At 69.6% G+C, this 16,868-nt stretch carries 16 protein-coding genes; 9 read left to right on the top strand and 7 right to left on the bottom strand.

Features of this window, described 5'->3' with window-relative positions; translation table 11 throughout:
- Positions 1 to 83 precede the first annotated feature (83 nt).
- Both NNI01S_RS19375 and NNI01S_RS19370 read left to right on the top strand, forming a co-directional pair.
- Positions 84 to 755: a lysophospholipid acyltransferase family protein gene (locus NNI01S_RS19375; protein WP_063021512.1), complete on the top strand. Its 672-nt coding sequence runs from the start codon at positions 84 to 86 to the stop codon at positions 753 to 755.
- 98 nt (positions 756 to 853) lie between these two features.
- Positions 854 to 2,506: a fatty acyl-AMP ligase gene (locus tag NNI01S_RS19370; protein ID WP_063021511.1), complete on the top strand. Its 1,653-nt coding sequence runs from the start codon at positions 854 to 856 to the stop codon at positions 2,504 to 2,506.
- A 36-nt stretch (positions 2,507 to 2,542) separates the two neighbouring features.
- On the opposite strand, the gene pth is transcribed toward NNI01S_RS19370, so the two are convergent.
- A complete protein-coding gene (gene pth, locus NNI01S_RS19365; protein ID WP_063021510.1) occupies positions 2,543 to 3,130 on the bottom strand; it encodes an aminoacyl-tRNA hydrolase in 588 nt (195 codons plus the stop codon).
- Positions 3,123 to 3,719, bottom strand: a complete 597-nt coding sequence (locus NNI01S_RS19360) for a 50S ribosomal protein L25/general stress protein Ctc (protein WP_063021509.1) — start codon at positions 3,717 to 3,719, stop codon at positions 3,123 to 3,125. The genes pth and NNI01S_RS19360 overlap by 8 nt, the downstream gene beginning before the upstream one ends.
- A 303-nt stretch (positions 3,720 to 4,022) precedes the next feature.
- Here NNI01S_RS19360 and NNI01S_RS19355 point away from each other — a divergent pair, with 303 nt between their 5' ends.
- The gene (locus tag NNI01S_RS19355; RefSeq protein ID WP_063021508.1) at positions 4,023 to 5,666 is read left to right on the top strand and encodes a peptide chain release factor 3; all 1,644 of its coding nucleotides are present in this window, start codon (positions 4,023 to 4,025) and stop codon (positions 5,664 to 5,666) included.
- 1 nt (position 5,667) lies between these two features.
- Here NNI01S_RS19355 and NNI01S_RS19350 read toward each other — a convergent pair whose 3' ends face one another.
- Complete coding sequence (locus tag NNI01S_RS19350) at positions 5,668 to 6,240, bottom strand: nuclear transport factor 2 family protein (RefSeq protein ID WP_063917570.1); 573 nt, start codon at positions 6,238 to 6,240, stop codon at positions 5,668 to 5,670.
- 389 nt (positions 6,241 to 6,629) lie between these two features.
- Positions 6,630 to 7,511, bottom strand: coding sequence for an Abi-alpha family protein (locus NNI01S_RS36095; RefSeq protein WP_084489015.1), 882 nt, complete (start codon positions 7,509 to 7,511; stop codon positions 6,630 to 6,632).
- 171 nt (positions 7,512 to 7,682) lie between these two features.
- Between NNI01S_RS36095 and NNI01S_RS19340 the strand changes: the two genes are divergently transcribed.
- Together NNI01S_RS19340 and NNI01S_RS19335 are read left to right on the top strand one after the other, a co-directional pair.
- A complete protein-coding gene (locus NNI01S_RS19340) occupies positions 7,683 to 9,026 on the top strand; it encodes a DUF445 domain-containing protein (RefSeq protein ID WP_245676275.1) in 1,344 nt (447 codons plus the stop codon).
- Positions 9,017 to 9,910 carry an Abi-alpha family protein gene (locus NNI01S_RS19335; RefSeq protein ID WP_063021507.1) on the top strand — a complete coding sequence of 298 codons (894 nt, stop codon included), beginning with the start codon at positions 9,017 to 9,019 and terminating at the stop codon, positions 9,908 to 9,910. The genes NNI01S_RS19340 and NNI01S_RS19335 overlap by 10 nt, the downstream gene beginning before the upstream one ends.
- Here the strand turns inward: NNI01S_RS19335 and NNI01S_RS19330 are convergent.
- Complete coding sequence (locus tag NNI01S_RS19330; protein ID WP_063021506.1) at positions 9,907 to 10,500, bottom strand: TetR/AcrR family transcriptional regulator; 594 nt, start codon at positions 10,498 to 10,500, stop codon at positions 9,907 to 9,909. The two genes, NNI01S_RS19335 and NNI01S_RS19330, sit on opposite strands and share 4 nt — an antisense overlap.
- 78 nt (positions 10,501 to 10,578) lie before the next feature.
- On the opposite strand from NNI01S_RS19330, the gene NNI01S_RS19325 reads away from it, so the two are divergent.
- Positions 10,579 to 11,331 (top strand): SDR family oxidoreductase, encoded by a 753-nt coding sequence (locus NNI01S_RS19325; RefSeq protein ID WP_063021505.1) that lies wholly within the window; start codon positions 10,579 to 10,581, stop codon positions 11,329 to 11,331.
- Positions 11,332 to 11,421: 90 nt separating this feature from the next.
- Positions 11,422 to 12,357: a 4-(cytidine 5'-diphospho)-2-C-methyl-D-erythritol kinase gene (locus NNI01S_RS19320; RefSeq protein WP_063021615.1), complete on the top strand. Its 936-nt coding sequence runs from the start codon at positions 11,422 to 11,424 to the stop codon at positions 12,355 to 12,357.
- Positions 12,358 to 12,658: 301 nt separating this feature from the next.
- Here NNI01S_RS19320 and NNI01S_RS19315 read toward each other — a convergent pair whose 3' ends face one another.
- Positions 12,659 to 13,507, bottom strand: coding sequence for an LLM class flavin-dependent oxidoreductase (locus NNI01S_RS19315; RefSeq protein WP_063021504.1), 849 nt, complete (start codon positions 13,505 to 13,507; stop codon positions 12,659 to 12,661).
- A 267-nt stretch (positions 13,508 to 13,774) separates the two neighbouring features.
- Between NNI01S_RS19315 and NNI01S_RS19310 the strand changes: the two genes are divergently transcribed.
- Positions 13,775 to 15,577: an ABC-F family ATP-binding cassette domain-containing protein gene (locus NNI01S_RS19310; RefSeq protein ID WP_063021503.1), complete on the top strand. Its 1,803-nt coding sequence runs from the start codon at positions 13,775 to 13,777 to the stop codon at positions 15,575 to 15,577.
- Positions 15,578 to 15,672: 95 nt separating this feature from the next.
- Positions 15,673 to 15,879 (top strand): heavy-metal-associated domain-containing protein, encoded by a 207-nt coding sequence (locus NNI01S_RS19305; RefSeq protein ID WP_063021502.1) that lies wholly within the window; start codon positions 15,673 to 15,675, stop codon positions 15,877 to 15,879.
- A 61-nt stretch (positions 15,880 to 15,940) separates the two neighbouring features.
- Here the strand turns inward: NNI01S_RS19305 and rsmA are convergent, their stop codons facing one another.
- Positions 15,941 to 16,822 (bottom strand): 16S rRNA (adenine(1518)-N(6)/adenine(1519)-N(6))-dimethyltransferase RsmA, encoded by an 882-nt coding sequence (gene rsmA, locus NNI01S_RS19300; protein ID WP_063021501.1) that lies wholly within the window; start codon positions 16,820 to 16,822, stop codon positions 15,941 to 15,943.
- Between the last annotated feature and the right edge of the window lie 46 nt (positions 16,823 to 16,868).

Here is a 16,868-nt window from a genome sequence, read left to right as displayed (position 1 = left end):
GCCGGGCGGGGGCACCCCGGGTGTAGACACTGTCTACAAGATCGGGTAGACAATGTCTACGCACTCGGCTCCCGGAGGTCCCCATGTGGTACGCATTGTTCAAACACGTCTTGCTCGGCCCCCTGCTGCGACTGCTCGGCAGGCCCGATGTCGCAGGGCTGGAGAACATTCCGCGTACCGGGCCGGTGATCATCGCGGCCAATCACCTCGCCGTGATCGACTCGCTGTACCTCGCGCTGGTCGTGCCCCGGCGCGTGACGTTCCTGGCGAAGCGGGAGTACTTCACCGGCACGGGTCTGCGCGGACGATTCAACCGGTGGTTCTACTCGGTCTCCGGACAGGTGCCGGTCGACCGGACGGGCGGCGACGCGGCCGCGAGCGCGCTGGCCGCCGCCACCCGAATCCTGGAAGCAGGCGGAGTCTGGGCCATTCATCCCGAGGGCACCCGCTCCCCCGACGGGCGCGTCTACCGCGGCCGCACCGGCACTTTGCGGGTCGCCATGGCCACCGGCGCGCCCGTCGTCCCGGTGACGCTGTCGGGCACCGACCGGGTGAATCCGCGCGGCAGCCGTCTGCTGCGTTTCGCCAAAGTGCGCATCGAGTTCGGCGCGCCCCGCCGCTACCCGCCCGCCGAGCAGCGTCATCTCGTGCGCGCCGCGACCGACGAACTGATGCGCGAACTCGCCGCACGCTCGGGCCGCCGCTACGTCGATCGCTACGCCGCTACCTTCCATACCTCCGCGCCGGCGCGCTGACCTGGGCCCCTGGAAAGGGGGTTAACGCCCTGCCGCGATGACGGGATAGTGGTGGGAGGCCGGTTCCCGGCGACGGCTGGTGATGGAGGAGTTGAACGTTGAGCAGATTCACCGACGAAATGTATGCCACGGCGCGGACCTCCGAACGTGGACTGGTGACCGGCGAGCCGGGCGCCCCGCTGCGTCGCACCTGGGCCGAAATCCACCGGCTCGCCCGGCGCATGGCGGGCGGGCTGGCCGAAGCGGGCATCGGGCACGGCGACGCGGTGGGCGTACTGGCGGGCATGCCCGCCGACATCGCGCCGGCCTGCCAGGCCGTCTGGATGCGCGGCGCGTCGATCACCATGCTGCACCAGCCGACTCCGCGTACCGATCTGGTGGTGTGGGCGCGTGACACCGAGACCGTGCTGACCATGATCGAAGCGCGCGCGGTCGTGCTCGGCGCGCCGTTCGAGGCGGCCGAACCGCTGCTGCGCGAACGCGGCATCACCGTGGTGCGCATCGATCAGCTGCCCGAGGGCCCCGACATCGATCCGGTGCCCACCTCCGAGGGCGATATCGCGTTGCAGCAGTTGACTTCCGGCTCGACCGGCTCGCCCAAGGCGGTCCGGATCACGCACGAGAACTTCTACGTCAACGCCTACGCCATGTTCGACCGGGTGAAATTTCAGCTCGACGACGACGTGATGGTCAGTTGGCTGCCCCTGTTCCACGACATGGGTATGGTCGGATTCCTCAGCGTCCCCATGCAATTCGGAGCCGAAGTGGTGTGCGTGACACCGCTGGACTTCCTCACCAGACCACTGCTGTGGGCCGAGCTGATCAGCAAGTACCGCGGAACCGTCACCGCCGCACCGAATTTCGCCTATTCACTGCTGGCGCGGCGGCTGCGGCAGGCCGACGACGGCGCGTTCGACCTCAGCAGCGTGCGCTACATGTGGAACGGCGCCGAACCGGTGGATCCGGACACCATGGACGCCTTGGCCGAAGCGGGCAAGCGCTTCGGGCTCAACCCGATGGCGCTCACGCCGGTCTACGGCATGGCCGAGACCACGCTGGCCGTGTCGATTCCCGACCCCGGGCACGGACAGGTGGTCGACGTGATCGATGCCGATCTGCTCGAGGCGATCGGCAAGGCGGTGCCCGTGCCGGAGGAGCACGGCCATCCCGCCAACATCCGCAGGTTGCCCACGCTCGGCTACCTGGTCGACCACCTGGAGGGCCGGATCGTCGACAGCGAACGTCAACCGCTGCCCGCACGCTCGGTGGGCGTGATCGAACTGCGCGGTCCCGCGGTCACTTCCGGCTATGTGACGGTGAACGGATTCCAATCGGCCCAGGACGCCGAGGGCTGGCTGGACACCGGCGACATCGGCTACTTCACCGACGAGGGACTTATCGTGGTGTGCGGCCGGATCAAAGACGTGATCATCATGGGCGGCCGCAACATCTACCCCACCGATATCGAGCGCGCGGCGACCAGGGTGCGCGGCGTCCGGCCGGGCAACGCCGTGGCGGTGCGCCTGGACGCGGGGCATCAGCGGGAGAGTTTCGCCGTGGTGGTGGAAAGCGGCAGTCACCAGGACCACGAGGAGGTCAAGCGGATCGAGCGCGAGATCGTCCATTCGGTGTTCGCGGAGGTCGGCGCGCGGCCGCGCACCGTCACCGTGCTCGGCCCCGGCGCACTGCCGAAGACGTCCTCCGGCAAGCTGCGCAGGGCCGCGACCGCGATGCATCTGCCCCGTGGCTGACCGCCCTGCGCCGCGCGGCCTGAATCAGGTCGCGTCTCAGTGCAGTTGGTTCTGCGCGGTCTCCAGACCCACGCGCAGCAGCAGTTCCACCGCGTCGGCGGCCTGCTCGACGATCACCGGGACCTCTTTGCGCTCCGGCGCCGAGAACGGCTTCAACACGTAATCGGCCGGATCCTGGCGGCCCGGCGGGCGGCCGATGCCGATGCGGGTGCGCAGGTAGTCCTTGGTGGTCAGGGCGCTGGACACGGAGCGAAGACCGTTGTGCCCGCCCTCGCCGCCGCCGCGCTTGAGCCGGATCGCGCCGAACGGCAGGTCGAGTTCGTCGTGCACGACGATCACCTCGGTCGGCGGCACGGAGAAGAACTTCGCCAGCGCGGCCACCGGCCGCCCGGACAGGTTCATGAACGACCGCGGCTTGGCGATCAGCACCTGGCGGCCGTCCAGCCGCGCCTGCAGCAGGTCGGCGCCGGACTTCTTGTGCACACCGAAACGGCCGCCGACGCGCTCCGCGAGCACGTCGGCGACCAGGAATCCCACATTGTGCCGGGTGCGCTCGTATTCGGGACCGGGGTTGCCCAGTCCGACGACGAGCGCGGGCCCGGCGGACGAATCGCTGTTATTCAGCGCTCTCGCCCTCGGCCGATTCCTCGCCCTCGACGGGCTCGGCGGCCGGGGCGGCGATCACGTTGACGATCAGGGTCTCCGCATCGGCAGCCAGGTCGACACCCTCGGGCAGCTGCAGCGCGCCCGCGGTGATCTGGGTGCCCGCCTCGACGCCCTCGACGGAGACCTCGATGGCCTCGGGCAGCTTCAGCGCGTCGGCCTCGATGGAGACGGTGGTGGCCTCCTGGGTGACCAGGGTGCCGGGGGCGGCGTCGCCGGTGACGGTGACGTTCACGTCGGCGGTGACCTTCTCACCACGCTTGATGATCAGCAGGTCGGCATGCTCGATGTAGCGGCGGATCGGGTGCACCACCACGGACTTGGTCAGCGCGAGCTGCTTCTTGCCGTCGATGACCAGGTTCAGCACCGCGTTGGTACCGTGCTCACGCAGGATGGCGGCGAAGGCCTGGGCGTTCACCGAGAGATGCTGCGGGTCGGCCTGGTGGCCGTACAGCACGGCCGGGACGTTGCCCGCACGACGGGTACGGCGGGCGGCGCCCTTGCCGAACTCGGTGCGTACGGCTGCTTCGAGAAGGTTGACGTCGGACATGACTGGATCTACTCCTACGGCTCTTCCGGGCTGTCAGTTACACGTCAGGGGTTCCGCACACCTGACGGGAGGGTCTATTCGTCGGGGCGAAGACCGAACGGGGACGGCCGGAAGCCGCGCCGCGTCGATCACGGTGTCGCAAAACTGGTCTGCGGTCACCCTCGCCGAGACAACCCGAACACCATACCCCAGCGCCGGGGCCCTCTTTGAATCGGGTGGTCACCGGCGGTTCGGCTCGCGCTCACGCGCGTCGCGTACGCTGGCGTGGTTGCCGATCGGTCGTCTGCGAAAGGTTGTCTTGCGTTGAGCGCCTCCCCTGAGGGTGTTGTCGCGCCCGCACCCCGCGGGTTGCCCGCCGAGGTAGCCCGCCGGCGCACGTTCGCGGTGATCTCCCACCCCGACGCGGGAAAGTCCACGCTCACCGAGGCGTTGGCCCTGCACGCCAGGATGATCTCCGAGGCGGGCGCGATCCACGGCAAGGCCGGGCGCAAGTCCACCGTCTCGGACTGGATGGAGATGGAGAAGGCGCGCGGCATCTCGGTCAGCTCGACCGCGCTGCAGTTCAACTACCGCGCCGCGGGCTCGGATGTGGACAGCGTCATCAATCTGGTCGACACCCCCGGCCACTCCGACTTCTCCGAGGACACCTACCGGGTGCTCACCGCCGTCGACGCCGCGGTGATGCTGATCGACGCGGCCAAGGGTCTGGAGCCGCAGACGCTGAAGCTGTTCCAGGTCTGCCGCCACCGGGGCATCCCGGTGATCACCGTGATCAACAAGTGGGACCGGCCGGGCCGGGCGCCCCTGGAACTGCTCGACGAGATCAACGAGCGGATCGGCCTCACCCCCACGCCGCTGTTCCTCCCCGTCGGCATCGCGGGCGACTTCCGCGGCCTGCTTCGCCGCGGCCCGGACGGCGCGGCGCTCGAATACATCCACTTCACCCGCACCGCGGGCGGCGCGACCATCGCGCCGGAGGAGTCGCTCACTCCCGAGGCCGCGCAGGCGCGCGAAGGCGAACCGTGGACCACGGCCGCGGAGGAGAGCGAGCTGCTCTCTGCCACCGGCCAGGACCACGACCAGGAGTTGTTCCTCGCCGGGCAGACCTCACCGGTCATCTACGCCTCCGCGATGCTGAACTTCGGCGTGCGGCAGCTGCTGGAGACCCTGGTGGCGCTCGCGCCAGCACCGGGGCCGCGGCCCGACATCGAAGGCAAGCCGCGCGCGACCGGCGACCCGTTCAGCGCGGTGGTGTTCAAGGTGCAGGCGGGCATGGACGCCGCACACCGCGACCGCCTCGCGTTCATGCGAATCGTGTCCGGCGAGTTCGAGCGCGGCATGGTGGTCACCCACGCCCAGACGGGGCGGCCGTTCGCCACCAAGTACGCCCTGACGGTGTTCGGCCGCGAGCGCGCCACCGTGGACACCGCCTATCCCGGTGACGTCGTGGGCCTGGTGAACGCGACGGCACTGGCTCCCGGGCACACGCTGTTCGTGGACAAGAAGGTGGAGTTCCCGCCGATCCCGTCGTTCGCGCCGGAACATTTCGCCGTGCTGCGGGCCCGCACGGCGGGCAAGTACAAGCAGTTCCGCAAGGCGGTGGATCAGCTCGACTCCGAGGGCGTCGTGCAGGTGCTGCGCAACGACATCCGTGGCGACGCCTCCCCGGTTCTGGCGGCCGTCGGCCCGATGCAGTTCGAAGTGGTGACCGCGCGCATGCTCACGGAGTTCAACGTGGAGACCACGATGGAGCACCTCGGCTACACGCTGGCCCGGCGCACCGATGCCGCGTCGGCGGAGGAACTCGGCCGGCAGCGCGGGGTGGAGGTCTTCACCCGCTCAGACGGTGCGCTGCTCGCGCTGTTCAGCGACAAATGGCGGCTGCAATACATCGAGAAGGAGCACCCGGCGCTCACCTTGGAGCCCCTGGTGGCCACGGCCGACTGAGTCAGCCCGCTTCGGACTCCGGCCGCAGCGGCGCGGTGCCGGGGTCGCGTTGGATCGAGGCGATCCCGTCTTCTTTCGCGATCAGCCCCCAGCGACTGGAGGTCAGGCGCAGGCTGGGCAGGTCGCTCAGGGAGAGCACCACCTCGTAGGTGCGTTCGTAGCCGGTGTGCGAGATCCGCCAGTGCCGGTCGTCGCAGCGGACGTAGCGGTCGGTGTAGAAGGCCGCGCCACGCAGCAGCATGTTGTGGCCCGGGATGAGGACCGTGTCGGCGAGGTACCACGTGCCGGTGGCGGTGTCGCCCTCGACATCGATCTCCGGATGGTCACAGCGGTGCTCGGTGATCACGTGCGGCCCGAGCGTGTTGCGCATGAACGCGATGAACGCCTCGCGCGATTCGAACTGCAGATATTCGCTGTAGGTCGCGGTGGCCTCCGGTATCATGGTGTCGGCAAATTCATCCCACGATTTTGTGTCGAGGGTGCGCAGGTACCGGTACTTGAGCCGGGAGATCGCCGCGACGTCGTCCGGCTCGGGCTCCGCAGCGCGGCCGCGCGGCCGCGGATCGTCGCGCACCTGCCCGAAGTCGATGGGTCCCGCATCGAAGCGCAGCCGGTCGTCCGGATCGCGCTCACCCGTGCTCGTGGCCCGCTGGCCGCGCGTGCGGTCCGGACCGACCGGGTCGAGGTCCCGCTCGTCCTGCTCGGAGCCGCCCGCGTCGAGATCCACGCCACCGCGCTCGCCCTGGGGGAAGGCCGGGTCGTCGCGCTGCTGCGCACCGGAGCCCGTGTCCCGCTCACTACGCGCTTGCCCAGCGATACCCACACCCGGGTCGCCGCGCCCCTGCCCGCCGTTTCGCTGATCCATACCCTCAACAATCCCATCCCGAGTGCCGGATTGGGAGAGTTGTATCAGATTGCTATCACGGCGACGCGAATCTCCCGGCGAAGATCAACTCCGCGGCGTCAGCTCCCGATCGTGAAGCAGGTGCGGCAGAAGTCCTCGCCGAACTCGGTCAGCCGGAGGCTTTTGCGCACGATCTTCGGCGCCCGGCCCGCTTTCTTCAGCGCCGCCTCCACCACCGGCTGCACCTCGAGCACCATGTACCGGCTCAAGACCACCGGATCGTCCGAGGTCAGCGTCAGCCCGAGGCGGTTGAGGTTGATCAGGTAGGAGCGCGCCCGGTCCGGGTAGCGCACGCCGGCCTGCTCAGGCACCGAGGTGAGATCGCCCTGCACCAATTCCGAGCCGATCCCCAGCGGACGGTTGGTGCGCACGTCGACCGACGGCTGCGGTCCGTTGAGCGCCATGAAGCGCAGGATGCGCGCCTCGTCGGGCGCGATCTCGTCGAGGATGCGGTCGTAGGCGGGGTGCACGTCCTCGGTGAAGTAGACGTCGGCGGACCTGGCCAGCAGCGCGTCGCCGCGGCGGCGCAGCTCCTCGGTGCTGGCCGAGCGCAGGTACGGGCCGACGGCCAGCGCCTGCTGCGACGAGGTCGGGCCGTTGGACGTCGGGACGTAGCTGACGATTTCCCGGACCGAGCCCTCGGTGACGCCGAGCGCGCTGCGGGCGATGGAGCGCAACGCGTTTCCGGTCCGCTCGGCGATCTCGGCCGAGGACTCCCCGTCCAGCGCCGCCTGGGTGATCTCCCTGGTGACCTCGTAGGTCGTGCCAACCGCCCATTGGCTTCCGCGCACGACGGTGCCCGCCGCCACTCCGGCCGCCCGGAACACGCCGCGGATCAGCCGTGCCTCGTTGCTGATCTGCCGCTGTTCGACATCCGAACTGCGCTCGACGGCGCGGGAACCTGGCCGGGCCACGTCCTGTGCGGTCCTGTCGTCTGCCACGTTTTCTCCGATATCGCCGGGGGAACGAATCCGTTCCACAGATTACTTCCCCTTGTGTCGCGGGTCATTCGCACCGCCTGACTCGGACAGTGCGACCGGCACGCGGCGCGCAATAGGGTTCCTTCGCCGAGGGGGTGCTAGTTTTGGGTGCCGGTGAGGCGGCGATCACCGGTGTATCGGCAGGAGGGTGTCGTGTTAGAGAGCGTATTCGGAATCCACCCCACGATCCTCCTCGAGCTCGTGACCATACCGCTTTTCACCGGGGTGATCGGCTACATCACCAACTGGACCGGCGTGCTGATGCTGTTCAAGCCCGTCGCCTTCCACGGCATCCGAGTTCCCGGCCTGCGTGCGCTGTATCCCTTCCTTCCCAAGCGAATTCAAGTCCTCCCGTTGCTCAGCTATGACGGCCGGTTCGGCTGGCAGGGCATCGTTCCCTCGCGTGCGGACAAGATGGCCAGCATCGCCGTCGACAAGGGCCTGGCCAAACTCGGCAGCGTCGCCGACTTCTACCGGGAACTCGAGCCGGACAAGCTGGCCGAGCACCTCGCGAGCATCGCCGACTCGCAGATCAAGGACATCGTCGAGGAGATCCTGCGCCGCGAGCATCCGCAGCTCTGGTACAACCTGCCCGCCCAAGTGCGCGACATGGTGCACGCGAGGGTGCGCCAGCAGCTGCCGGAGATCCTGCGCGAGCTGACCGAGGAATTGGGCGCGAATATCGATCAGCTGCTCGATGTGAAGCAGATGGTGATCCGGTACTTCCAGGCCCGGCCGCATCTGCTCAACACCCTGTTCCAGGTGCTCGGCGCGAAGGAACTGCGATTCATGCAGAACTTCGGTTTCTACTTCGGCGCGCCGATGGGCGTGCTGCTGGTCGCCGTCCTGCATCTGACCGGCTGGTCCAGCCTGGTCGTGCTGCCGATCGGCGGCGTGATCATCGGATGGGTGGTCAACTGGATCGGCATCAATATGATCTTCGCGCCCGCATATCCGAAGTGGTGGGTTCCGTGGCGGCAGGGCCTGCTGATCAAACGCAAGTCCGAAATCACCGACGGATATGCGGAATTGGTTTCCAGCCAGGTGATCACCGTGGCGAATATCGGTGACGAGTTGCTCAACGGCCCCCGCTCGGATCGCACCATGCAGATGCTGGAGGACACGCTGCGCCCGGCCGCCGATCGCGCGCTCGGCCCCGCGCGCCCCGCGGTCAAGTTCGTGCTCGGCAGCCGCGAATACGATTCGCTGCAATCGACGTTCACCAGCGAAGCCATGGCCATCGCGCCGATCGCGTTCGCCGACCCGGAGTTCAACGTCCGCCAGGGCAGGCAGATCAACGAGTACATCGCCAGGCAGATGGCGATGTTGTCGCCGCCGGACTTCGTCGACATGCTCCGCGCCGCCATCAAACAAGATGAATGGCTTCTTTTCGTCCATGGCGGCGTGCTTGGGCTGTTCGCCGGATACGCTCATATCCTGATCTTCGGAACGGGAGTGGCGACATCATGGCTGTAGCGGGTCCGGACGACGGCGATATCGAGGCCGTCGAGCACCTCGACGCGACGGCGGCGAATGCCGAGCCATCGCAGGAGATCGCCCGGCGGCCGGCTTCGGACCTCGCCCACTCCGACGAGTTATCCAGACGAGTAACGGTTCCCGTGGCTACCGTGCGTGCCGCGACGGGCGTCGCACGGGTCGCGTGGACCGCCGTCGCCGGGGTGACGACGTGGGGAGTCGGCACCGCGGTCGGCGTCACCTCGACGGTGGTGCGGCGCAGCATCGAGGGAGCGCCGCCGCGAGAAGTATTGGCGGAGGCGGAATCCGAGGTCCGCGACGCGATGCGCAAGGCGCTCGGCCTGCCCGCCGCCGCGCAGCCGCCCACGCAGGAAGCCGTGCCCACACTGCGGGAACAGGGCGCCGCGCTGCTGCGGTTGTCGGCCAGCCCGCACGGCGAGGACGACAACCACCCGGCTTTCGCGGGCATGCTCGCCGAACTCACCCCGGACGAGGCGCGCATCCTGCGTTTTCTGCATCTGGACGGGGCGCAGCCCTCGATCGACATCCGCACCGGACGTCCGCGCGCACTCGGCTCCGAACGCCTCGGCTCGATGCTCACGCTGATCGGCGAGCACGCCGGATTGCGCTTCCCGAATCGGATCCAGCAGTACCTGACCAATCTGCGCAGGCTGGGGTTGATCGAGCACGCGCGTGAGCCGGTCGGCAACCCGAACCGGTACCAGCTGCTGGAAGCGCAGTCACCGGTGCGAGAGATGCTGAAGCGCTCCGGCTTCGGCACCAAGGTGATCTACCGCAGCGTGGTGCTCACCGATTTCGGCGCGGATTTCGTGCGCACCTGCCTGCCGGTGGTGGTGCAGGACGGACGCGCCTCGGGCCACTAGGCTCCCCAGCCGCGCAGCGCGAGTTCGGCCACCCGCTCGAGTTCGGCCCGGCTCGCGCCATCGCGCGCCGCCTGGGACATGCCTTGCATGACCGTCCCGACGTAGCGGGCCAGCGTGCGCGCGTCCAGCTGGTCGGGCAGCAGGCCCGCGTCGATGTCGTCCTGGATGCGCGCGGCGAACGTGTCGATGTTCCGGTTGCGCAGCTCGCGTAGGAATTCGGCGATCTCGGCGCTGGTGGTGTTGACGCCCGCGCTGATCACCAGGCACCCGTGCGGGCAGTCCGGCCGCGTGTACTCCGTCGCCGCCTCGCGCAGGATGCGCCGGACCGCCGCCTCCGCGGTGTCCTCCTCGGCGAGCGCCCGCGCGACGAATCCGCCGTAGCGCGTGCCGAAAGTCGCGACGACCTCACCGAACAGCGTCTTCTTGTCGCCGAACGCCGCGTACAGGCTCGGCGCGCCGATCCCCATGGCCGCGGTCAGGTCGCCGATCGAGGTGGCTTCGTACCCGCGCGCCCAGAACAGCCACATGGCCTTCTCCAGCGCCGCGTCCCGGTCGAAGGAGCGCGGCCGTCCGCGGGTCGTCGTGCTCATGCCGGGAATTCTATAGCGGCCACTAGATAATGTGCTACCTTTCTTTCTGTAGCGAGCACTAGAGAAAAGGATTCCACGATGGGCGCACTGACCGGCAAGACAGCACTGGTGACCGGAAGCAGCCGGGGCATCGGCCGGGCGATAGCCGAACGACTCGGGCGCGATGGCGCACGCGTGGCGGTCCACTACAACGCCGACGAGCAGGCGGCGAAGGCGACCGTGGCCGCGATCGAGGCGGCGGGCGGCACGGCGTTCGCCATCCGGGCCGAGCTGGGCGTGCCGGGTGACGCGCAGGCGCTGTGGGCGGCGTTCGACGCGCACGCCGACGGGCTGGACATCCTGGTGAACAACGCGGGAACCGACGGCATCCGCGAACCCATCGCCGGAACCGACGAGGCGGCGTTCGACCGGGTCTTCGCGATCAACGCCAAGGCACCCTTCTTCATCACCCGCCTCGGGCTGGAGCGGCTGCGCACGGGCGGCCGGATCGTCAACATCTCCACCGGGCTCACCCACGGCGCGTACATGCCGCAACTGATCGCCTACACCATGACCAAGGCCGCGATAGACAGCTTCACCAGCGTGCTCGCCAAGGAGGTCGGCGGCCGCGGCATCACCGTGAACGCGGTGGCGCCGGGCATCATCGACACCGACATGAACGCCCACTGGCTGCGCAACGCCGAGACCCAGGCGGCGGTGGCGGCGATGTCCCCGCTGCAGCGGGTGGGGCAGGCCGCCGACGTGGCCGACGTGGTCGGTTTCCTCGCCTCGGACGATGCGCGGTGGGTGACCGGGCAGTGGATCGACGCCACCGGCGGCGGACTGCTGTAACCCGCCGAGGATCGCCCCTCCTCCGGTTCCTTTTCGCGGCTCCGGCTACGGTCCGGCGTCGCCCGGCCGCTCCCATTAGGCTTGAGCACCGTGCTGTCAGTTGTGCCGAGTCCCGTCACCGTGCGGGCGCCGTCGAAGGTGAACCTCCATCTCGGAGTGGGCGACCTGCGTGCCGACGGTTACCACGACCTGACCACGGTGTTCCAAGCACTGTCCCTGAGCGACGATCTGGAGATCTCGCCGTCGGGTTCGCTGACCGTCCGGGTCACCGGCGAGGGGGCCGCGGAAGTGCCGACCGACCGGGCGAACCTGGTCTGGAAGGCTGCCGTCCGGCTCGCGCACCTCGGCGGCCGCGCTCCCCTGGTCGAAATCGCCATCGCCAAAGGCATTCCGGTGGCCGGGGGCATGGCGGGCGGCAGCGCCGACGCCGCCGCCGCGCTGGTCGGCCTGAACGAGCTGTGGGACCTGGGACTGTCCAGGGAGGAACTGGGCGCGGTGGCGGCCGAACTGGGCAGCGACGTGCCGTTCGCCCTGCACGGCGGCACCGCGCTGGGCACCGGCCGCGGCGAGCGCCTGCTGCCGGTGCTGTCGCGCAATACCTTTCACTGGGTGCTCGCCTTCGCCAAAGGCGGCCTGTCCACTCCCGCGGTGTTCGCCGAACTCGACCGATTGCGCGAGCACGGTGACCCGCCCCGGCTCGGCGAGCCCCAGCAACTGATGCAAGCGCTGGCCTCCGGCGACCCACACCAGCTCGCGCCCTTACTCGGCAACGATCTCCAGGCGGCGGCGGTGTCGCTGAAGCCGGAACTGCGCCGCACGCTGCGGGCGGGCGTCGCCGCGGGCGCGCTGGCCGGGCTGGTCTCCGGCTCCGGGCCCACCTGCGCCTTCCTGTGCGACAGCGAGGAATCGGCGATCTCGGTGGCCGCCGAACTCGCGGGCGCGGGCGTCTGCCGCAGCGTGCGGACGGCCAGTGGGCCGGTGCCGGGCGCGCGCATCCTCAGCGCCGACCCGTCCGGCAAGCACTGACCGCCTCGAACTGGCCTGCCACGGCGAGCAACGGCGGCGTGGTTGTCGGGGCACAGCCCGCGAACGGCCGGTCGGACGGGGATACCCCACACGTCCGCCCCGGCTCGACCATGCCGCCGCGATCGCCCGCCGCCGGATAGAGCGCATCTCGACCGCGATGAAAGCGACCACCCCAACGGCGGCGCGCAGGCGACCACGACGAAGACGGCCGGCCACAGCGGCCGCGCAGACGATCGCGACCGGCGCGGGGATCAGCCGTTCCCGCGCCGATCGCAATCGCGCGACCGCTGGGACGCGTCGCTCAGGGCAGCGCGTCGGCGAGGCGATCGATCTGATCGGCGTCGCGCCCGTAGCAATAGAACATCACCTCGTCCGCGCCGAGGTCACCGAATTCGGCGATGGTGGTGCGGATCTGCGCGGGCGTGGTGAGCATTCCGGCGAGGATGCCCTCGGTGTAGTCGCTGAACCCGTAGTAGGCGCCCATCGAGGCGCGGGCGTCCTCGATCACGTGATCGGGACCGAGGGCGACATTGACCTGGGCGACGATCCTCGGCTCACCCGCTCGGCCGTGGTCGGTCCAGGAACGACGCGCGGTATCGAAGAGTTTGCCCGCCCACGACGGCGCAACGGCGGCGAGGAACCCGCCGCCCCACCGCCCGACGCGGTCGAGCGCGGCGGGTTGGAAACCACCGAACAGGATCTCGGGTCCTTCCGGACGCAGCGGGGCGGGGCCGATCGGTCCGCACTCCGCGTCGTACGGCTCGCCCGCCCACAGGCGGCGCATGAGCGTGAGGTGCGCGTCGAGGCGGCGGCCCCGGGTGCGCAGCTCGGTGCCCGAAGCTCGGTGATCGTCGGCGCGACCGCCGACGCCGAGACCGAGCACCAAACGTCCCCCGGACATCCGGTCCAGGGTGGCGACCTCCTTGGCGAGCAGGACCGGGTCGCGCAGCGGCGCGAGCAGCACTTCGGTCTGGACTTTGACGCGGCTGGTCGCACCGGCGAGCGTGGCCAGCGCGATCAAAGGTTCCGGGTTGTCGTACACCAGCCGGTCGAGCAGGCCGAGCGTGCGGAACGGCCCCGCGTCGGCGCGCCGGGCCCAGTCGAGCAGGGCGACAGGATCGGAAATGGGCAGGCCGAGGCCGACGTGCATGGAATTCCTCCAGGGAAACGATGCGGAATGGGGTGCCGCCCGCCGACACCTCGAGACGAGGTGGGCGTCCCACTCTGCGGCTGTATTTCTGGGGAACGCCGGATCGGTCAGATGGAACGAACAATGTTCGTTCGCGGATGAATCTAAACGAACATTGTTCGTCACGCAAGGTCCCCGCCGCTCGCCGGGCGGACGGACGCCCCGCCCGGGTCGGTACGCTGGCCCGGGGCGATCATCGGCCCGCCCCCGCAAGACACGGAAGGATCCATGTCCAACCTGATCAACCTCGAACAGGTCCACAAGAGCTTCGGGATCAAGCCACTGCTGGACAACGTCTCGCTCGGCGTGCACGCGGGCGAGCGGATCGGAGTCGTCGGCCTGAACGGCGGCGGCAAGACCACCCTGCTCGAGGTGCTCACCGGCATCGAGGAACCGGACAGCGGCCGGGTCAGCCGGCTCGGCGGCCTGCGGATGGCGGTGGTGACCCAGCGCGGCGTGCTGCCCCCGGGCGCGACGGTCGGTTCGGTGGTGTTGGCCGGCCTGGCCGACGACGCGATGACCGATGAGGTCGCCGAACACGAATGGGCCGCCGACCCGCGCATCCGCTCGGTGATGGACGGCATCGGCATCGCCGATCTCGGCATGGACACCCAGGTGGACAATCTCTCCGGCGGCGAGCGCCGCCGGGTCGCGCTCGCCGCCGCGCTGGTGCGCGAACTGGACCTGCTGGTGCTCGACGAGCCGACCAACCACCTGGACGTGGAGGGCGTGCAGTGGCTGGCCGCGCATTTGCTCGGCCGCCGCAGCGCGCTGGTCGTGGTGACCCACGACCGCTGGTTCCTCGACACTGTCGCCACCAACACCTGGGAAGTGGTCGGCGGCAAGGTCGAAAGCTACGAGGGCGGCTACGGCGACTGGATCTTCGCCCGCGCCGAGCGCGCCCGCCAGGCGGACGCGTCCGAGGCCCGGCGGCGCAATCTGGCCCGCAAGGAACTGGCCTGGCTGCGGCGCGGCCCGCAGGCGCGCACCTCCAAACCGCGCTACCGGGTCGAGGCCGCCGAAGCCCTGATCGCCGACGTGCCGCCGCCGCGCGACAGCGTCTCACTGGCGGCGTTCGCCCGTAAACGCCTCGGCCGCGTCGTCGTGGAACTGGAAGACGCCACGCTCACCACCCCCGACGGCCGGGAACTGGTGCGCGACCTCACCTGGCGGCTGGCGCCGGGCGAGCGCGTCGGTCTTGTGGGCGTCAACGGATCGGGCAAGACGACGCTGCTGCGCGCCTTGGCAGGCGACAGCGCCGCGGGCTTGGCCGCGGGCAAGCGCGTCCAAGGCCAAACCGTCCAGATCGGCTGGCTGCGCCAGGAACTCGACGACCTGCCGACCGACCTGCGCGTGCTGGAGGCGGTGCAGCAGGTCGCGCAGCGAATCATGCTCGGCGACAAGGAGATCTCGGCGGGGCAGCTGGCCGAGCGGCTCGGCTTCACCCCCGCCCGCCAGCGCACGCCGGTCGGCGACCTGTCCGGCGGCGAGCGTCGGCGCCTGCAGCTCACTCGCATCCTGATGTCCGAGCCGAACGTGCTGCTGCTCGACGAGCCGACCAACGACCTGGACATCGACACCCTGCAACAGCTGGAGGACCTGCTCGACAACTGGGCGGGCACGCTGGTCGTGATCAGCCACGACCGGTATCTCATCGAGCGGATCTGTGACTCCACCTGGGCACTGTTCGGCGACGGCAAGCTGACGAACCTGCCCGGGGGCATCGAGGAGTATCTCGCCAAGCGCGCGGTCCTCGCGGCGAGCCGGACCCGCGCCGCCGCGCCGGAGAGCAAGCCGGCGGACGCGCCCGCCACCGACGCCGCCGCCTACCGCGCGGCCCGCAAGGAGCTGACCCGGCTGGAACGCGCCATCGACAAGCTGTCCGAACGCGAGCAGCGCTTGCACTCGGCGCTGGCGGACGCGGCCACCGAGCCGGACAAGCTCGTCACCTTGGGCGCGGAACTCAAGCAGGTGCTGGCGGAGAAGGAGACGGCTGAAGAGCGCTGGCTGGAACTGGCCGAGGGCGTGTGAGTTCACCCCTTGCGCACACATACCCTTAGGGGGTATGTTTCGGAGGTCGGGATACCCCCCGGTCGTATGAGAATCTGGATGCGAAGGAGTCGGACATGCCCACCACCACCTACACCGTCACGGGGATGACCTGCGGGCATTGCGTCAGCTCCGTCAAGAGCGAGATCGGCAAGATCGATGGCGTGACCGGCGTGGACGTCGACCTCGCCAGCGGGGCCGTCCGCGTCGACAGCACCGCGCCGATCGCCGACGCCGACATCGTCGCCGCCGTGGACGAAGCGGGCTACGAAGTCGCCGTCTGATCCTCCGCGTGGCTCCTCGCACCGGCCGATCCGGCGCGGGGAGCCACTGTTTCGCGCGGCGCTATGCCTGCGCGGCCAAGCGGACGAAGGCGGCGGTGTCCAGGGTTTCGCCGCGAGCCGTGGGGGCGATGCCCGCGGCGAGCAGACGACGCTCGGCTTCGGCGGGCGAACCGGCCCAGGCGGCGAGCGCGGCACGCAGAGTCTTGCGGCGCTGCGCGAAAGCGGCGTCGACGACCTCGAAGACGCGGCGGCGGTGCTCGGCGTCCATCGGCCACGGCGACTGGGCGAAGCGATCGATCCGCACCAGCCCCGACTCGACCCGCGGAACCGGCCAGAACACCTGGGTGCCCACCGCTCCGGCACGCCGGATCGTCCCGAAGAAGCCCGCCTTGACGCTGGGCACGCCGTAGGTGCGGTTGCCCGGCTCGGCGGCCAGCCGATCGGCCACTTCGGCCTGCACCATCACCAAAGCGACCGCGAGGCCGGGCAATTCGGCGAGCAGATGCAGCAGCACCGGCACCGCCACGTTGTACGGGAGGTTGGCCACCAGCGCGGTCGGCGCGGCGGGCAGATCCGCGGCGGTGACACGCAGCGCGTCCGCCTCGACCACCGACAGTCGCGCCGCCAGTTCCGGCGCCCGGTCCGCGACAGTCTTCGGAAGGTGGCGCGCCAGCACGGGATCGATCTCGACCGCGACCACCGAGTCCACCACGTCCAGCAGCGCGAGGGTCAGCGAACCGAGACCGGGGCCGACCTCGAGCACCACGTCCTCGCGCCCCACCCCCGCGGCCGCGACGATCCGCCGCACCGTGTTCGCGTCGTGCACGAAGTTCTGCCCGAGTTGCTTGGTCGGCCGCACCCCGAACCGTTCGGCGAGCACCCGCACCTCGGCGGGCCCGAGCAGCGCCGCACTCCCACGAGCGGAAATTTCAGGTTCGGACACCTCGAGAATCTATCAACCGCGCCGGGAAGCTCCCGAGGTCCGGTGA

Source organism: Nocardia niwae NBRC 108934 = DSM 45340 (genome assembly GCF_001613465.1).
GTDB classification, from domain to species: Bacteria; Actinomycetota; Actinomycetes; order Mycobacteriales; family Mycobacteriaceae; genus Nocardia; species Nocardia niwae.
The sequence above is the reverse complement of the archived record's forward strand: the minus strand, read 5'-3'. Positions and strand labels throughout refer to the sequence as shown.

Coding starts and splice junctions, on each gene's coding strand:
- NNI01S_RS19375 (WP_063021512.1), top strand. CDS start 84: ATGTGGTACGCATTGTTCAAACACGTCTTGCTCGGCCCCCTGCTGCGA.
- NNI01S_RS19360 (WP_063021509.1), bottom strand. CDS start 3,719: ATGTCCGACGTCAACCTTCTCGAAGCAGCCGTACGCACCGAGTTCGGC.
- NNI01S_RS19335 (WP_063021507.1), top strand. CDS start 9,017: ATGGCTGTAGCGGGTCCGGACGACGGCGATATCGAGGCCGTCGAGCAC.
- NNI01S_RS19330 (WP_063021506.1), bottom strand. CDS start 10,500: ATGAGCACGACGACCCGCGGACGGCCGCGCTCCTTCGACCGGGACGCG.
- NNI01S_RS19325 (WP_063021505.1), top strand. CDS start 10,579: ATGGGCGCACTGACCGGCAAGACAGCACTGGTGACCGGAAGCAGCCGG.
- NNI01S_RS19315 (WP_063021504.1), bottom strand. CDS start 13,507: ATGCACGTCGGCCTCGGCCTGCCCATTTCCGATCCTGTCGCCCTGCTC.
- NNI01S_RS19310 (WP_063021503.1), top strand. CDS start 13,775: ATGTCCAACCTGATCAACCTCGAACAGGTCCACAAGAGCTTCGGGATC.
- NNI01S_RS19305 (WP_063021502.1), top strand. CDS start 15,673: ATGCCCACCACCACCTACACCGTCACGGGGATGACCTGCGGGCATTGC.